This is a genomic window from Sagittula sp. MA-2 (assembly GCF_030126985.1).
Classification (GTDB): Bacteria; Pseudomonadota; Alphaproteobacteria; order Rhodobacterales; family Rhodobacteraceae; genus Sagittula.
Genome location: NZ_CP126145.1, coordinates 323,768 through 338,153 on the forward strand (window position 1 = coordinate 323,768; position 14,386 = coordinate 338,153).

The window sequence follows — 14,386 nt, forward strand, 5'->3', positions numbered from 1 at the left end:
GCCTTTCCTTTCGGGTTGCACGTTGGTATGCGCCGGGCGCGACACGGAGGCTGCCATGAACTTTACCATCGCCATCGACGGGCCTGCTGCGGCGGGCAAGGGCACCATCGCGCGGGCGGTGGCGGCGCACTTCGGCTTTGCGCATCTCGACACCGGGCTGCTGTATCGCGCGGTCGGACGGCACCTGCTGAACGGCGAGGACCCGGTTGCCGCGGCCCGGGCACTGGACCCCGCAGAGCTGGACGAGGGCGCGTTGCGCACGCCGGAGGTGGCGCAGGCGGCCTCCCAGGTGGCGGTGCTGCCGGAGGTGCGCGCGGCCTTGGTCGACTTCCAGCGCGGCTTTGCCCGGCGCGAGGGCGGCGCGGTCCTCGACGGTCGCGACATCGGCACGGTGATCTGCCCGGCGGCGGAGGCCAAGCTGTTCGTCACCGCCAGCGCCGAGGTCCGGGCGCAGCGCCGCTTCCGCGAGCTTGTGGAGAGGGGGCTGGATGTGGACTACGACACGGTGCTGGCGGACGTGCGCGCGCGCGATGCGCGTGACATGAGCCGTGCCGAGGCACCGCTGGTGGCGGCGGGGGATGCGACGGTGGTCGACACCTCGGAGATGGCGATCGCGGATGCGGTTGCGGCGGCCATCGCGGCGGTCGAGGCCCGCCGCTGAGCGCTTGCCCGACCGCGCGTCGGCGCGGATCGGGTTTTTCCAGGTATTTTTTCCAAGATGAAGGAAGGAGGCCGTTTCGGGCCCCTGCCGGTCAGCGCCGTTTGAGCGTGTCGCCGTAGTTGATCGTGGGCGTCAGTTCGATCAGGCGCTCCACCTCGGCTGCGGGGTTGGAGACGCGTTCGGCGATGATCTCGGCGGCGCGGGTGCCGATCTCTGTCCGGCAGGCGTCCATCGTGGCAAGCTGGCGCGGCAGACCGTCGAGCAGTTCCACCCCGTTGAAGCCCGCAAGGCCCACGCGGCCGGGAATGTCGATCCCGGCGTCGAGCAGGTGCATCAGCCCGCCGGCCGCGATCATGTCGTTGGAGTAGTAGAGGAAATCGAGTTCGGGTTCACGCTCAAGCATCGCCTTGGTCATTTCGCGGCCCTTCTTCAGCGCGGAGCCGCCCGAGTAGAATTCGTGTTCCGCGATTTCCACGCCTTCCTTGGCGAGCGCGGTGGTGAAGCCCTCGAACCGTTTCCGGGCGCGGTGGTCGAGCGGCATCTTCGTGCCCATGAACCCGATCTTCTGGTAGCCTTGCTTGAGGATGGCGCGGGCCATCTCGCGACCGGCGCGGCGGTGGCTGATGCCCACGGCGCAGTCGATCGGGTCGCCGTCGGTGTCCATGATCTCGACCACCGGGATGCCGGAGGCCTTGAGCATGGCCTCGGAGGCCTCGGAATGTTCGAGGCCCGCGATGATGACGCCGGAGGGCCGCCAGGAAAGCATCTCGTAGAGGACGCGCTCTTCCTTTTCCGGCAGGTAGTCGGTCACGCCGACCACCGGTTGCAGCTCGGTGTTCTCCAGCACGCGGGAGATGCCGGACATCACCTCGGGGAAGACCATGTTGCGCAACGAGGGGATGATGACCGCGACCAGGTTCACCCGCTGGGAGGCCAGCGCCCCGGCGATCTTGTTGGGCACGTACCCCAGCGCCTTGGCCGCTTCGAGCACCTTTTCCCGCGTGGCCTGGCTGACATCGCCCCGGTTCCTGAGCACGCGGCTGACCGTCATCTCGGAGACGCCGGAGGCTTCGGAAACGTCGCGCAGGGTAAGCGGGCGGTGATCGTCTGCTGGCACTTGGGAAATTCCTTTTCTTCGAGTTGCTTCACGATACGCCGCGCCCGCCGCCATGCGCAAGAGAGGGCTGCGGTGCGGCACACCCGCGCGCGGAACCTGTCCTTTCGAGGGCGGAAAGGGTCATGACAAGGCGTACCGGACAGGCTAAGAGGCGGGGCGTGCGGTCCCGTGGCTCAACTGGATAGAGCAGCCCCCTCCTAAGGGGCAGGTTGCAGGTTCGAATCCTGCCGGGATCGCCAGCCCTTTAAAATTCTCGTTTTCTTTTATGGCCTTAGGCTCTTTGGTATCCACTTTTCAGAAAGTGGTATCCAAATCACCCCCTGACGGCCCTCTGCCGATCCATCTCAGCGATGTAGTGAGTCACCTCTGCAAGGCTCCGGTGGCCGGTCCATGAGGCGATCTGCGGCGCGGTCCCGCCGGCTTCTGCCAACGCGACCGCACGCGCCTTTCTCAGCCCGTGGATGCTTCGATCCATGCCAATGGCCTTACACGCCTTGATGATCGTTGCACCTGCGCCCTTGTGGCTGCGCGGCCTGCCTCGAGCTTCCAGGAACGTGAACGCCGGGCCGATGTGTTCCAGCGCCTGCTTGCAGATAGCTCGGTCCCGCTCCATGTGTGCCGCATAGGCGGGCAAGGGGCAGGACCAAGGCACGTAGGCCAGATCGCCAGTCTTGGTCTGCGTGAACACCAGAACCCCGTCTTGATCCACCATGCGCGGCCCGAGCTTGACCACGTCCGATACCCGTGCGCCGGTCCAATAGGCCAGCTCGGCGATGGCGCGCGGGCTGGAACCGATCGGGTAGGCGTTGCGGAATGCCACGATCTCGGCCGTCGACCACGCCGGATGCTCGCCGTCTGCTTCCTTCGGCTTGGTGATCGCTTTCGTTGGGTCGGTCGATAGCCAGCCGTCGCGAACGCCGATGGTGGCCCACATGCGCCACGCCCGCCACCGGGCGCCGGGGTTTGACGCCTTGGCCAGATCTCGACGGACGGCAACCTCTGTCACCGCAGTTGCGCGGAAGGTGCCTCCCTTCTCGATGATCCCGGCGGACTGGCGCTTTATGATGGCCTGATAGCCGGTGGATTTTTCCGCGAAGTCGTCACTGGCCAGAATCAGTGACCAAGTGCTGGCGATGGTTCCCGGTGCTGCGACCTTGGCGGGTTCGACGCCGCGCGCCGCCTCTGCGAAAGCCGCGAGAAAGTCCGGGTGATCGAAGGGCAGGCCTGTCGGCAACGGGGTCAGCTTCTGTTTCCCACCCTTACGGCTCCGGTGATACGGAATGCCGGACCGCGGGTGGACCCAAAGCCCCTTCATTCTGACCCGAATGCCGCCGCGCATTCATCTTGCTCCCGCTCTTCCACGACCAGCGACGATAGTGCACCGGGAGGCGCGATGCGGTAAAGCCACGATCCGTCCGGCCCGCGCCGCACGTCGATGGCCATGCCTGTATCTCTGGCGACCTCTGCGGCTTCGCGGAGGCGCTCAACGGCAAGGGGGCGGGGGGAGGTCATTTTGTCACCTGGTCGATGTTCTGCCGCGCAACGGTGAAGGTGTAGGCGGCTACAAACGGGTTGGCGTCCCAGCCGTAGCCGCGCGGGGCGTTGAGGCTGTCCCAAAGGGTGCGGAAGGATTCGAGGGCGGTGCCGCAGCATTGAGTGTTTGGCATTTGATAGTCCCGCCATCCGTCGCTGTCGGACTCCACGCCCTCCGCCACCGCGTCCGCCTCGCTGATCTCCTGCACTCGCTGGACCCGGACGTCCGTCACGGTCAGGGTCAGGCGGGAGGCCCAGCGGGGCATGTACCGCCCGTGCCGATAGCGCCCCCAAGCACGAGGCGATGGCCATCCGAAGGTTTGCGCGCTGCCGTCTGCCTCGAAGGAAATCGGCTCCTCGCCACCCAGCTCTGACGGTTTGAGGTCGTCATAGGCATCAGCTGTGCGCCATGCCTCGCGGACCCAGAGGCGGTCTCCCGGCACAACATTGATCGGCAGTAGGTCCCGGTTTCCCGGCAGGGTGAGGAAATCCGGGCCGAAGACGGATAACGCATCAATCGCAGCAGCCTTCGTGATGGCCCGCCTCGTCTGGGTCTTCCGTCCGTCGAGTAGCGCGCGGATCATGGCCGCGCTGAACAGGATCGGCTTGTCGGGCATGGCGCGCTTCGGCCCCTCGACCGGCCCGTGATCGGGGCACCAGTCCTGGTGCTGCTGGCCGGGGGCGCGGCCGCAGTCGGGGCAGTTGGGAGGGAGGAAGACGGTCATGGCGGTCTCCAGCGTTAGGTCGTTTCAGGAGAATTCATCGCTGGCCCACTCGTGCCAGTCGAAATCGCAGCCGCACGACCACTTGGTGAACCAGCCGCCCTTGCCGTCGGGAAAATCGCCCATGTCGTGCGGGGTCTCCTGGCAGTTGGGGCACACAGGAATCGAGACCGCGACCACCGTTCCCGGCGGGAAGGTCCGTGCTGAGAGCATGAGCGTACCTTCGCGGCCCACTGGCCCGTCTCCGTCCATGTCGCCCTCCGCCGATCCCATCCAGCGCGGTTCGTGCCGGTCGCAGTTGGGGCCGGCGTAAACGTCAGGCGCGTGGCGCGCTCTCATGGTCTCGCGTAGCTGCATGGCGGTCTCCGGGGTTACAGGATCGCTGCGCCTGAGCGCGAGGATGGTTCGCAGGCAACGGCCAGCGCGCGCTGCGCCCGGTCAAGCGCCGCCGCTGTCGAATTATTCGAGGGGAAGATTTCGACCACTACATCCCAACTTTCTTGCGTGCGGTCCAATCTGTCGTTCAAGGCCGAGGCTTCAGCCTTGGATAGGATCAGGACAACTTGATCTTGCTGTTTCACATAGGCTGCCATGGGTGCCTCCGGGTCTTCAGGATTGTACGGGAGAAGGGTCGCCTTCCCAGCCAAGCGGCATCAGGAAGCCAGCAGCGCCACGGTGCCCGCCGCCGCCATAGGCTTGCGCGATGCTCGACACGTCCAGCCCGTCGGCTCTGGACCTGAGAGAGAAGGCGCGGCCCTTGGGTCCGTCGACGTAGGTAGCGGCGAAGGGTTCACCTTCTGCCATGGTCCCTGCGGTGTCCGAGGCCAAGGCGTAGGGTGCGGCTGCGACCGGCACATCATGGCCGCCGATCATCATTCGCCGCTTCGACACGTCGATGACCTGCCGCACGAGCTTGTCATGCGCCCGCAGGATGGCCTCGCCTTCGGCGGCGACCCGACCAATGTCCGCATCAGCCTGGAGGCGCGCGGCCAGTTCGTGCCATGTGTCCCAAGTCATTTCGTGGGAACCGATCACGGCGTTGATCTCCCGGGACTGGTCGATCTTCCAGCGCCAGAGGTCGCGGTCAGCTACCACGTCAACGAGGAAGGGGCGCTCGCCTCGGCAGAAGTAATCCCACGCCATCTGCGCGCCGCTGCGCTCCATGTCGAACAGGGCGACGGGGTTTCCGGCGCAACTGCGGTGCAGATCCCAGCCGCCGACCGGAGCCGGGATGCCCTTCAGATCATCCTTGGCGGTCTTGTGGTGGTCGAGGATAAGGATCGACCTGGCCGACATCGCCATGCGCTCCAGAACCGGCCTCTTGTAGCTGAAATCCACGATGATGACGTCAGCCCCGGCCACCTTCGGCGGCTCGCTGCCGTAGCTCGCGGGGATATACTCGACGGCATCGCCAAGGGCTTCGCGCACAGCCCATGCGGCGGTGAAACCGTCCGCGCAATTGGCGTGGTAAATGCAGATGGTGTCGGTCATGGCGGTCTCCTGAGTGGCTAGGCCGGGATGTCCCGACCTAGAAGATTAGGCGGCCAACTGGTCGCGCAGGCGAAAGCCGAGAAGCGGCCACAGCTTCTCGCGGGCGTTGCTGCGGGCGATCTTCTGCCCGATCTCGGCGTTGAAGTTTTCCGGGCTGGCACATGCGCTTTCGCCGGTGACGGTGAAGCCGTTCTTGAGCGTCAGGCAGCACACAGTCAGGCACGAGCCGGGGAAGACGTGATAGTCTTCGGCCACGATCTCGGCATCGAGCATGTCGGGCGTGATGCGCTTTGCGGTCAGGCCCTTCTCTTTGATTTCGGCCTCGATGGCCGCTTCGTCTTTGCTCATGGGTATCTCCTTTCGAGCGGTTGCGGGTTTTCAGGACAGCGCCAGCAGAGGGCAGTGCGAGGGGTCGCACCATTCCATGCCGCTGGTGTTGTCGTGGTGTTCGCAGATGCGGCCTTGGCCCTCATCATCGCGTTTCGGGTTCCGGTAATCGCACACTGATTGGCAGTGATCCCATGCCGCCTTGACGGCGTGTAGGGCCTCGACTGTTTCTGCGCTGACGGTCATCTGCCCCTCCTGCGGGTTATTCGGACTCGGTTTCGATCCGCTCAGCGGTGGGCATTATCTCGCCTTTGTCGCCCATCGCCTCGATACCAGCCTTTTCGCTGTAGAGCTGCACGATGGTCCGCTGGTTTGCGATGTGCGCTTCGATGATCGGCCGGCACATCGAAAACGGAACATTGAAAATGCGGTGACCGGACCCCGAGGGGACGCCAAGCTGCAAGCCATCATACCGACGCCCGAAGGCGTCCCGGATGTCCTTCTGATCGAAAGACGAAGTGGCCATGGCCGCTTCGACATCTGCGAGCAGCTTTTCCGCTGTCTCAATTTCGCGGTGCGCGAAAGCGATTGCTCGCGCTGTTTCCATGGATACTGGCATGGTTTTTTCCTTTCGGGGTTAGGTGGGTTGAGCGCGCAGCGCGCTTGCGGCGGGCGGGATGGTGTGGAGGTGAAGTCCGAACGGCAGCCGTCCGCGCAGCACCCAGATGTGGAACATGTCAGCCCCATCGACCACTTGGTCGCGCGGCGGGTAGACCTCGATTGCGGTCGCATCCACGCCGGCCAATTCGTCCTTGATCCGCTGCATCTCGGGCCATGTGGGGCGCTGGCCTGACAAGCTGCTGACCGCGAGATGTCTCACGCCAGCCTCTGCCGGCCGGTCTAGGACGCTGAAGACCTTGTTGCGATGCGCAGTCGTGACGAAGGCCGCCCATCCTCTGCCGACCTGACCCGGCATGAAGGTGAGCGTTTCCCACTCTCCCCAATCGCCGGACTTGCGCCGTTTCCTCTCGCGCGCCAGTAAAGCGGCTTGGTCCTTCTTCGCGATCCACTGCATCGCCCTATTCATGCTGGCCGTCCTCCCCTGCGACGGCGCGGAGGGCGGCGCGGGATGTCATCCTCATCGTGTCGATGGCCTTGCCAATATCCACCAACTCGCGCGCGATAACCTCGCGGGCGACAACCTTGTCGTCATAGGTTTCGGGGCGGTATTGGTCATGCAGGGCCAGCGCCTCCAAGATTTCTTGGGTCCAGATGCGGACCTGTTCATCGTGGAAGTGTTCGGAGACCGCCCCCTCTGCCACGCTGGGGCGGTCCTGTACCGATTGGACGGGGGCGCATTCGAGGGCGGAAATGACGCGGCGCTCGTAGTCGGCTTGAGCGGCGGCTTTGGCGGCTTCGAAGTCGCCATCAACTTGCTTGCGGCCACCCGGCCCCGTCACCCAGTAATCCACCCCTGTCAGGTGGCTCTTAACCACAGAGTACCCACCGATTTCAGTTGATGCGAAAGCACGTTCTCTGGTCGGGATGCTGTCGTCCTCCCACACCAGCGGCTTCACCTTCACCGCGATCTCCTGCGTCCGTCCCCCGCAGAGAGGGCAGCGTCTGGCGGCGGCAAGCTCGGACTCCAGGGCGGCGATACGGCGGATCAGCGGTTCTGAGACCGCATCTGCTATCTCGATCAATCGGTCTTCATCGTTGATGATCGGCACGAAGTCATCAGGACCCATTGTCCCGACGTTCCATGACTCCCAGACGCGCTTGCAGTCGTAAGCATCTTGCCCGATTGCGGCACTCGCCCGCAGGCGAGAGACTTCGGTAAGCTTGCGTGCGTCAGTCATTGCCCCGGCCCTCCCGGATTGCTGCGGCGATTCTGCTGTACGTGACGGCTAGCGCGCGGTATCGGTCCCACGGGTCCGACCCTCCGCGATAGCCTGACTGCCGTTTCTCAGCCCGAGCGGCGAAACGATCCGCCACCTGTGCACACCGCTCCCGCTCCGTCTTCACCGCCTCAGCTACCTCCGCCTCTGCGCGGTCAAGGTGGTCCCGCAGGGCGCGCAGGGCGTCTGCCGTGTCAGAGTAAATGCCGTGCGCATCGGCCCATCCGCTCGGCATGTGCACCGCTTCTCGTGTCGCAAGGGCTGACATCTCCTTCTCCAGCCGCTCCACCGCCTCTCTGCTCACGTCAGTCATGCCGCCATCTCCTCTGCTGTGGCCCACGCGCCCCACTGGGCGGCGGAAAATGTCTTGAATCCGGTCACGCTACACCCCCCCGAACAGGTCGAGCTGCGCCGGCGGTCGTTCTGTCTCTGCTGGTTCCTTCGCAGGCGGATCCCAGATCCAGCCAGCCGAGGCAGTGGGAAGCGCTGAGAGAGCGCCACGCATAAGCCGCTGCCAGTGGTGCCACTCCGTTGCCGAGGATGCGCAGAGCGCGTGACCGCTGGGCCATCCCATCAGCCATTCTACGAAAGCGGGTGACAGCCGCCTGCGCGTCCACCAGGTGAGCCGCTTCTGTCTCCACCTCTCGTAGGAGGTCCGCAGTCTGTAGGCCTGCTGCGCGCTGCACGATGCGGGCCGCCGCGTCGGGCGGCACCACGCTCGCGAGATAGAGCGCGGCGGCTTTGGCATCGCGGCGCGATAGAGCAGGCGCGCAAGACGGGTCTGATCGGAGTGCAGCCGCCCATGCGTCGAGGTCGCCGGGTCCGGGTGGGAAAAGCCCTGCTCCGCCGCGAAGTCGAGCATGTCGAGCCTCGTTTTGCCGTCCTTCCGCGTCAAGCTGGTGGCGCTGCTGCCTTTGTGGTCTCGCGTGGTCGCTGTCGGCCAGTTCATCGCGTCCGTCGCCAGACACCTGTTCCCGGCATTTGTCCCGGTCGCACCGCTCGTCTGCCCAGCCCCGCGCGCCCTCTGATCGTGCGCCTGCGGTGTCGTCCACATGATCGCCTGCACTTGAAGGCTCGTGACCGTATTGCGCGGTCCTCCCTTCATTCTGGCCTTCATGGCCATGTGAGCTTCCGGCGTCTTGTTGTCGTCGTTCGCCACCGGCGTCGCCCATATCCCGGTCAGGTCTGTCAATGTCGGCCCCGCATTCGCGCGCAGCCGTTTCACCTCCAGACTGAACGTCCTCGCTCCGTCCGCATCCTTGCCCGTCGCGGTGGGCCAGTTCGCCATGAAGTCGCCCGCCACTCCGGCAAGCACCTGACCATGTGTCGTCCCGTGCGACGGGGCACTCCTCGTCGTTCTGTTCTCTTGTTCTGAGGCTCGGGCGGTGGGCCACGATGAAGAGCCTTTTGCGCTCGTGCGTCGCGCCTGTTTCAGCCGCTGTGAACAGGCCAGCCGCAGGGATGAAGCCCAAACCCCAAAGGTCACGCAGCACGGCTTCGAGGCCGAGGCTAAGATGTCCGGCGACGTTCTCAAGGAAGATCCACTCCAGCCCGTCTCCGAGTTCGTCGGCGACCCGGCTGACGTGGGGATAGAGGTGGCGCTCGTCGTCTTCTCCCCGGCGTTGCCCGGCCTGGCTGAACGGCTGGCACGGATATCCGGCAAGCAGGGTGTCGATGCAGCCGGCAAGGGGGCGGGCGTCGAAGGCGGTGAGGTCGTCCCAGATCGGCGCGGGGGCGAAGTATCCGGCCCGCTGCGCGGCGATGATCCGTTCGCGGGGTTCTGGCTCCCATTCGACCCAGCATCGTGTGTGGAAGTCGGGTTCTGCGAGCATGAGGCCCATATCGAGGCCACCGGCTCCAGCGCAGAGGGACAGCCCGTTTCGGGGAGGTAGCACCATGTCATGCTCTCCTCTCGCGGCTTTCGATGGTCATGCCGTCTCTCCAATCTACACCCCGGGGCGCACCGGACTGGCGCTAAGCCCCGGGGGCGGGCCGCACCGCGCGGCCGCGCTCTGTTACGCTTGGCTCTTGAACCGACCGTCTACGCCGTAGATTTCGGCGAACTGGTTCAGGGTCAGGTTGTGGTAGCAAGTCGGCACCTTGACCGGATCACGCCGGAAGGCGCGGCGGGTTCCTGCCGTGGTCTTCGCGACCGGCTTCTCGCCGTGGTAGATGACGGGCGTCCACCGCCCGAGGATCGTCCTTTGCTCAACGAACCACTTGGTTTCGGTGTTGGTCGCCATGGTCGATCCTCCACCGGGCAGGTCGTGCCGCTTCGTGTGCGCGAGATCCATCAAGCCGCTTCCTCGCGCTCACGGCGAAGTCTGGCAATATCGGCCTCGGCCTCAACTTGCGCCTTTGCTCTTTCCTCATCCGACGGCATGTCGTCCGAGGTCTCGCCAGAGGTGAACGGGTCGTCATCATCAGCGGCGGCGGCGCGGCTGTCCGCTTCTTCTGAGGTGCGTTTCAGCTCCTCGATGATGGTCAGGATCAGAGCGCGATGCTCCTTTCCCTCGTCGCTGTTGTAGAACGTCAGGAACTCGGCCTTGCCCTTGCGGGCGGCGGCGCGGGCGCTATCCAGAACTTCCTTCTGTTTCTGCGCATCACCCTGACCATTGGCCCACTCAGCCATAGCGCGGCCGGTGTTTACGCCCATGGGGCTGCGGGGATCTAGGAGGCCCTTGAACTGGTCGGCCACCTTGATCTGGTGAACCGGGCATCCTGGCGCGGACGGGTCGAGGATCACCATAGTGGTCATCTCGAACATCAGATCGCCGTCGCTGGCCGGATCCCAAGGAACGTCCTTCCGGCGGGTCTTCGTTGTGCGCGCGTTCTCGGCATTTGCCCCGAAGCCCTTCTGCATCACCGGCTTGGCCCGAGTGCAGATGATGATGTCGCACTTCGCCCGCACGATGCGATCGATCAGGCGGCGATAACGCGGCTTGACTTCGGCCCAGGCCAGTTGCGACCGCTTGTCCGCGAGCGCATCATTGCCGCCGGTCAAGCGCTCCAAAGTGGTGGCGTGCAGGTCGAGAACTCCGCCGACGCCCTCCCATGCGTGCGAGAAGGAGTCGAGGATCACCACCGGCAGCTTGGCAGCCTCTGCGGCGTCTATGACCTCGATCCAGCGCTCCGGGCCGAACCCGACGAGGTTTCCGGCACCATCAATCGCCGTGAAATCGAAGTGCATCATTTCCGGGAAGGTCGCCTTGTAGTGCAGCGCCCGGCGGTTCTCTGTATCCACGTAGCCGATGGGGGCGCCCTTGCGCCCGGTCTTCACCTCTGCGATGCCGCGGGCCATGAGCAGCGCGGTGTAGGTCTTGCCGGTGCCGCTGCCGCCGGACAGACCGATGGATAGAGTCAGGGGGTCGTTTATCTCGGTGACGGGGGTGAAGCGGATCATGTCTATTCTCCTGCGATTGCGGCGGGCGCCTGCCCGCGATAGGCGGCACGCAAAGCGGCTGCCGTGGGTTTGCTGGTTTCGGACAGGATCGTGGCTTTGTCCTGCCATGCCTGGCGGAAGAACGGGCGCGCCGTCAGGGTGACGATGCCGTTCGGGTAGCCGGGCCATTCGTTTCGGCTCAGGCACTCGGCCCAAAGAGCGCGGGCGGCGGCGGTCTTGGCGCGGGCATCCTCTCCGAAGTCCCCGGAATGGCCGGGCTCATTGAGCAAATGCACGACGCAGACCTCTTGCGGGGCTGCCTTTTCCTGGAACACGAACAGCATGTCCCTGGCCTCGCCGGATGCTTCCTCCCAGACCTCGCGGTAGAAGGCGTTCTGGAAGTCGTAGCCGTAGTTTTCCACGGCGCGACGGAACGCTTCCGGGCTGGCGTCTTCGCATGTCTTGAAGTCGATCATCACGAGACGAGGCATTGGGACGCCGGGAATTCGCATCGGCTTCACCGGGGCGTTGTCCACCCTGCAGCGACAGGTTACGCCGTCGATCTCTGCGATGGCCGTCATTTCGCTGCGGGCCGGGTCCAGAGTGATGCCGTATTCAGCCAGTCGCAGGCGCAGCTTTTCGGCCATCCGGTTGACCTGATCGACCTCGGCGGCCTTGAGCGGGGTCTTCCCCGCGTCCCGGGCCTCCTCGATCCACTCCTTAGCCGCCTTGGTCGATGCTGCCCCGTTCGATGAAAGCAGTTTCTCCGGGATCGCGACATACTCCGCCCCTCGCCCGAGAACGGCGGAATGAGCGGCGCGCCCGATGTCAAAGGTCTTCCTGTCGTCCGGCTCCCAATCGGGGTTCAGCCTGGGATGTTTGGTCCATGCGTGCAGCGGGGACCGCAGCAGTTCCTTTGCGATGGAGTTTGACAGGGACGGCGCCTCTGCAAGCGTGTCTGCGTGGTAGCGGCTGTCTGGGATGTCAGCGTGAACGCCGGGCGCCAATTCGGTTCCTGTTGTGAATTCCATGGTCAGTCCTCTGTTGGTGTGAAGGGGGCGATCAGATCACCCACCGGATGATCAGGAGGCCAAGTCCGGCGCCGATCAGGGCGCCAGCCAGGGCGAACGGGATGATCCACCAGCCAGAGGGCATGCGGTCGCGGTCTTCGGGTTCTTCCATGCCGTAAACATCCTCAATGATCCGGATAGCCTTGAGGTCGGCGGCACGGCGTCTGCGCTGCTCCATGGCGATATCCTGGCTACCCCATGAAGCGGCGGAGGCTGGGAGAGAGTCGCCACCGCCGCTGGCCCGCGCAGCGGGGGTTCGCGCGGGTGTCCATGTTCTTGTGGATTTGTTGATGAGGTCGGTCATTCCGCACCTGTCGCTTTGCGGATGGTCTCGCGGTCGGTATCAGGGTGGTCTGCGATGAAGGCCGAAGTGATATGCCGCACCATCGCCTTGGCCTGCTCATAGTTAAGCAGGTTGGTTCCTGATGGCTGGCGCTTGTACTCGTGAGCTGTTCCGGCGTTTCCAACCGGTTCAAAGGTAATGCCACCGTCAGGTTGGAAATCCTCGGGCAGTGGCCACGTTAGGAACCTGTTGACCATATCCCCTAATTGAAAACAGAACTCTGCGTCGTCCCCCCTCGTCTTCGCGACGTATCCCGGCACCTCATCAACGTGGATCAGGTCGCCAGAGGCGATGAGGTCGCAGAGGGTTGTGATCTGGCCGATGGTCAGGCCGTTGATGCTCTTCGCTGCTTTGCGCAGGGAGGTGAGGTCGTGCTTGGTCATTCTGCGGCCTCCAGATAGGCATCCCTGCGGCGGTCATGCAGATAGTCGCCGTAGTCCAGCGCGGCGGCTTCAGCAGCGGCGTCGGCAGCCGCTCTGGCCTGCTCCATGGCAAGGGCCTCCAGCTTCGCCACCTCGGCCTCTCCGGCCCACTTGTCGAAGGTCATCGCCTGCACGAGCTGGTCGCGAGTCAGGTGAAGCGCGCCGATCTTGGCTGAGATGATCTCGCCGGTGATATTCCAGCCCGCGTGCACGCCAATGTCGCGCTCCTCGGGCTGCCATTCGGCGTCGTATTCGTAGACGGCAGAGCCGCCGGGGAAGTCGTCAATCTCGATGTCGATGGTGTCGGTCATCTCGTTTCTCCCTCTTGCCGCAGCGTGCGGGTGGTTGCGCGGGGCCGAAGCCCCGGCTGGTCAGTCATCGCTTGCAAGGAAACCGCCGTCGCCGTCGCCGTAGCCGTAGCCGTTGCCGTCGCCGTAGCCGTCGCCGTCGCCGTAGCCGTTGCCGTCGCCGTTGCCGTAGCCGTAGCCGTAGCCGTAGCCGTTGCCGTCGCCGTAGCCGTTGCCGTCGCCGTTGCCGTAGCCGTCGCCGTTGCCGTAGCCGTCGCCGTAGCCGTAGCCGTAGCCGTTGCCGTCGCCGTCGCCGTTGCCGTAGCCGTTGCCGTCGCCGTTGCCGTAGCCGTCGCCGTTGCCGTAGCCGTCGCCGTAGCCGTAGCCGTAGCCGTTGCCGTCGCCGTTGCCGTTGCCGTCGCCGTTGCCGTAGCCGTCGCCGTTGCCGTAGCCGTCGCCGTCGCCGTTGCCGTAGCCGTAGCCGTCGCCGTAGCCGTCGATCTGCAGGGCCTTAGAGACAAGATCGTGCTGACGGGTTGCCTTCGCCTCGACCAGCGCGGCGCGGACCGTGAAAGCGGCGGGCCACTCCGGGGAGGCGCGCTTCATGACGCCATCAAAGCAGCAGCCCCCGGCGATCAGGTCGTAGGCTGTGATCAGGCGCTCTTCCATGCGTCCCACGCCTTCTCGGTGATGTCGAAGATTGCGGTGATGTCGTTGAGCATCGGAACGTCCGCCGTGGCGCTGATCCGGCTCTTGGCGGTCGGGCCGGTTTCGGCCAGTTGCATGACGCCCTTTGTGGTGCCCCAGTAGATCGCCATGCGGGCGCTCTTGAGCGGCATGGACCGGGCAGTCATGTCCTGATCTTCGGGGACGAGTCCCGCGAAGACGCCGCGATGCTGGGTGGTGATCAGTACAGGCTTCATCGTCTCTCTCCATGTTCGCCGCAGCGTGCGGCTATGGGGAGAGTATGCGTCCGCGATAGAGGATAGTCAACGGAAAAATCCGCGATTGCGGATATTCCTTTGGTGCGACACGGGAACCATTGAGGATTGACCAGAAGGTCAAACCGGTGCCAATCTAGCCAAAAGGGTGGGGTTGACTATGACAGCGTCAGAGTTTTCGGGAGCCTTACT

23 protein-coding genes, 1 tRNA gene and 1 pseudogene are annotated in these 14,386 nt (G+C 64.7%); 2 read left to right on the top strand and 23 right to left on the bottom strand.

The genetic code is table 11. The features are described from left to right. Nucleotides 1–55: 55 nt before the first annotated feature. Entirely contained in the window at nucleotides 56–661 is a 606-nt protein-coding gene (locus QNI11_RS01585; RefSeq protein ID WP_283982080.1) for a d(CMP) kinase, read from the top strand. 91 nt (nucleotides 662–752) lie between these two features. Here QNI11_RS01585 and QNI11_RS01590 read toward each other — a convergent pair whose 3' ends face one another. Beyond that, on the bottom strand, nucleotides 753–1,778 hold the full coding sequence (locus tag QNI11_RS01590; protein WP_100928122.1) for a LacI family DNA-binding transcriptional regulator: 1,026 nt from the start codon (nucleotides 1,776–1,778) through the stop codon (nucleotides 753–755). Nucleotides 1,779–1,940: 162 nt separating this feature from the next. Here QNI11_RS01590 and QNI11_RS01595 point away from each other — a divergent pair. Then, nucleotides 1,941–2,017 (top strand) — tRNA-Arg (locus QNI11_RS01595). A gap of 74 nt (nucleotides 2,018–2,091) precedes the next feature. On the opposite strand, the gene QNI11_RS01600 is transcribed toward QNI11_RS01595, so the two are convergent. The 22 genes and pseudogenes from QNI11_RS01600 to QNI11_RS01705 all read right to left on the bottom strand — a co-directional run bounded on the left by QNI11_RS01600 (nucleotide 2,092) and on the right by QNI11_RS01705 (nucleotide 14,176). Beyond that, the gene (locus tag QNI11_RS01600; protein ID WP_283982081.1) at nucleotides 2,092–3,117 is read right to left on the bottom strand and encodes a tyrosine-type recombinase/integrase; all 1,026 of its coding nucleotides are present in this window, start codon (nucleotides 3,115–3,117) and stop codon (nucleotides 2,092–2,094) included. Then, nucleotides 3,090–3,290: a hypothetical protein gene (locus QNI11_RS01605; RefSeq protein ID WP_283982082.1), complete on the bottom strand. Its 201-nt coding sequence runs from the start codon at nucleotides 3,288–3,290 to the stop codon at nucleotides 3,090–3,092. Before QNI11_RS01605 ends, QNI11_RS01600 begins: the two co-directional genes overlap by 28 nt. After that, a complete protein-coding gene (locus QNI11_RS01610; protein WP_283982083.1) occupies nucleotides 3,287–4,036 on the bottom strand; it encodes a hypothetical protein in 750 nt (249 codons plus the stop codon). Before QNI11_RS01610 ends, QNI11_RS01605 begins: the two co-directional genes overlap by 4 nt. A 24-nt stretch (nucleotides 4,037–4,060) precedes the next feature. Then, on the bottom strand, nucleotides 4,061–4,390 hold the full coding sequence (locus QNI11_RS01615; RefSeq protein ID WP_283980380.1) for a hypothetical protein: 330 nt from the start codon (nucleotides 4,388–4,390) through the stop codon (nucleotides 4,061–4,063). A gap of 14 nt (nucleotides 4,391–4,404) precedes the next feature. Next, the gene (locus tag QNI11_RS01620) at nucleotides 4,405–4,626 is read right to left on the bottom strand and encodes a hypothetical protein (protein ID WP_283980379.1); all 222 of its coding nucleotides are present in this window, start codon (nucleotides 4,624–4,626) and stop codon (nucleotides 4,405–4,407) included. A gap of 16 nt (nucleotides 4,627–4,642) precedes the next feature. Continuing rightward, nucleotides 4,643–5,524 carry a phosphohydrolase gene (locus QNI11_RS01625; protein WP_283982084.1) on the bottom strand — a complete coding sequence of 294 codons (882 nt, stop codon included), beginning with the start codon at nucleotides 5,522–5,524 and terminating at the stop codon, nucleotides 4,643–4,645. 45 nt (nucleotides 5,525–5,569) lie between these two features. Continuing rightward, nucleotides 5,570–5,872 (bottom strand): Gp49 family protein, encoded by a 303-nt coding sequence (locus QNI11_RS01630; RefSeq protein ID WP_283982085.1) that lies wholly within the window; start codon nucleotides 5,870–5,872, stop codon nucleotides 5,570–5,572. 30 nt (nucleotides 5,873–5,902) lie between these two features. Continuing rightward, nucleotides 5,903–6,097 carry a hypothetical protein gene (locus QNI11_RS01635; protein WP_283980371.1) on the bottom strand — a complete coding sequence of 65 codons (195 nt, stop codon included), beginning with the start codon at nucleotides 6,095–6,097 and terminating at the stop codon, nucleotides 5,903–5,905. 16 nt (nucleotides 6,098–6,113) lie between these two features. Further along, nucleotides 6,114–6,470 carry a hypothetical protein gene (locus QNI11_RS01640; RefSeq protein WP_283980370.1) on the bottom strand — a complete coding sequence of 119 codons (357 nt, stop codon included), beginning with the start codon at nucleotides 6,468–6,470 and terminating at the stop codon, nucleotides 6,114–6,116. A gap of 18 nt (nucleotides 6,471–6,488) precedes the next feature. After that, on the bottom strand, nucleotides 6,489–6,938 hold the full coding sequence (locus QNI11_RS01645; RefSeq protein ID WP_283982086.1) for a hypothetical protein: 450 nt from the start codon (nucleotides 6,936–6,938) through the stop codon (nucleotides 6,489–6,491). After that, the gene (locus tag QNI11_RS01650) at nucleotides 6,931–7,710 is read right to left on the bottom strand and encodes a hypothetical protein (RefSeq protein WP_283982087.1); all 780 of its coding nucleotides are present in this window, start codon (nucleotides 7,708–7,710) and stop codon (nucleotides 6,931–6,933) included. The genes QNI11_RS01645 and QNI11_RS01650 overlap by 8 nt, the downstream gene beginning before the upstream one ends. Further along, entirely contained in the window at nucleotides 7,703–8,062 is a 360-nt protein-coding gene (locus QNI11_RS01655; RefSeq protein WP_283982088.1) for a hypothetical protein, read from the bottom strand. Before QNI11_RS01655 ends, QNI11_RS01650 begins: the two co-directional genes overlap by 8 nt. Nucleotides 8,063–8,131: 69 nt before the next feature. Next, nucleotides 8,132–9,037 carry a hypothetical protein gene (locus QNI11_RS01660; RefSeq protein ID WP_283982089.1) on the bottom strand — a complete coding sequence of 302 codons (906 nt, stop codon included), beginning with the start codon at nucleotides 9,035–9,037 and terminating at the stop codon, nucleotides 8,132–8,134. Nucleotides 9,038–9,161: 124 nt separating this feature from the next. Further along, nucleotides 9,162–9,647 (bottom strand): annotated as a pseudogene (locus QNI11_RS27690) (DNA cytosine methyltransferase); the annotation flags it as partial. A gap of 117 nt (nucleotides 9,648–9,764) precedes the next feature. Then, nucleotides 9,765–10,043, bottom strand: a complete 279-nt coding sequence (locus QNI11_RS01670; RefSeq protein WP_283982091.1) for a hypothetical protein — start codon at nucleotides 10,041–10,043, stop codon at nucleotides 9,765–9,767. After that, on the bottom strand, nucleotides 10,043–11,152 hold the full coding sequence (locus tag QNI11_RS01675; RefSeq protein WP_283982092.1) for an AAA family ATPase: 1,110 nt from the start codon (nucleotides 11,150–11,152) through the stop codon (nucleotides 10,043–10,045). The genes QNI11_RS01670 and QNI11_RS01675 overlap by 1 nt, the downstream gene beginning before the upstream one ends. A 2-nt stretch (nucleotides 11,153–11,154) precedes the next feature. After that, nucleotides 11,155–12,162 (bottom strand): PD-(D/E)XK nuclease-like domain-containing protein, encoded by a 1,008-nt coding sequence (locus QNI11_RS01680; RefSeq protein ID WP_283982093.1) that lies wholly within the window; start codon nucleotides 12,160–12,162, stop codon nucleotides 11,155–11,157. 31 nt (nucleotides 12,163–12,193) lie between these two features. Further along, nucleotides 12,194–12,379, bottom strand: coding sequence for a hypothetical protein (locus QNI11_RS01685; protein WP_283982094.1), 186 nt, complete (start codon nucleotides 12,377–12,379; stop codon nucleotides 12,194–12,196). A gap of 122 nt (nucleotides 12,380–12,501) precedes the next feature. Continuing rightward, a complete protein-coding gene (locus tag QNI11_RS01690) occupies nucleotides 12,502–12,927 on the bottom strand; it encodes a hypothetical protein (RefSeq protein WP_283982095.1) in 426 nt (141 codons plus the stop codon). Then, a complete protein-coding gene (locus QNI11_RS01695) occupies nucleotides 12,924–13,277 on the bottom strand; it encodes a hypothetical protein (RefSeq protein ID WP_283982096.1) in 354 nt (117 codons plus the stop codon). The genes QNI11_RS01690 and QNI11_RS01695 overlap by 4 nt, the downstream gene beginning before the upstream one ends. Before the next feature lie 60 nt (nucleotides 13,278–13,337). Continuing rightward, nucleotides 13,338–13,922, bottom strand: coding sequence for a hypothetical protein (locus tag QNI11_RS01700; protein WP_283982097.1), 585 nt, complete (start codon nucleotides 13,920–13,922; stop codon nucleotides 13,338–13,340). Next, entirely contained in the window at nucleotides 13,907–14,176 is a 270-nt protein-coding gene (locus tag QNI11_RS01705; protein ID WP_283982098.1) for a hypothetical protein, read from the bottom strand. Before QNI11_RS01705 ends, QNI11_RS01700 begins: the two co-directional genes overlap by 16 nt. Nucleotides 14,177–14,386: the final 210 nt, after the last annotated feature.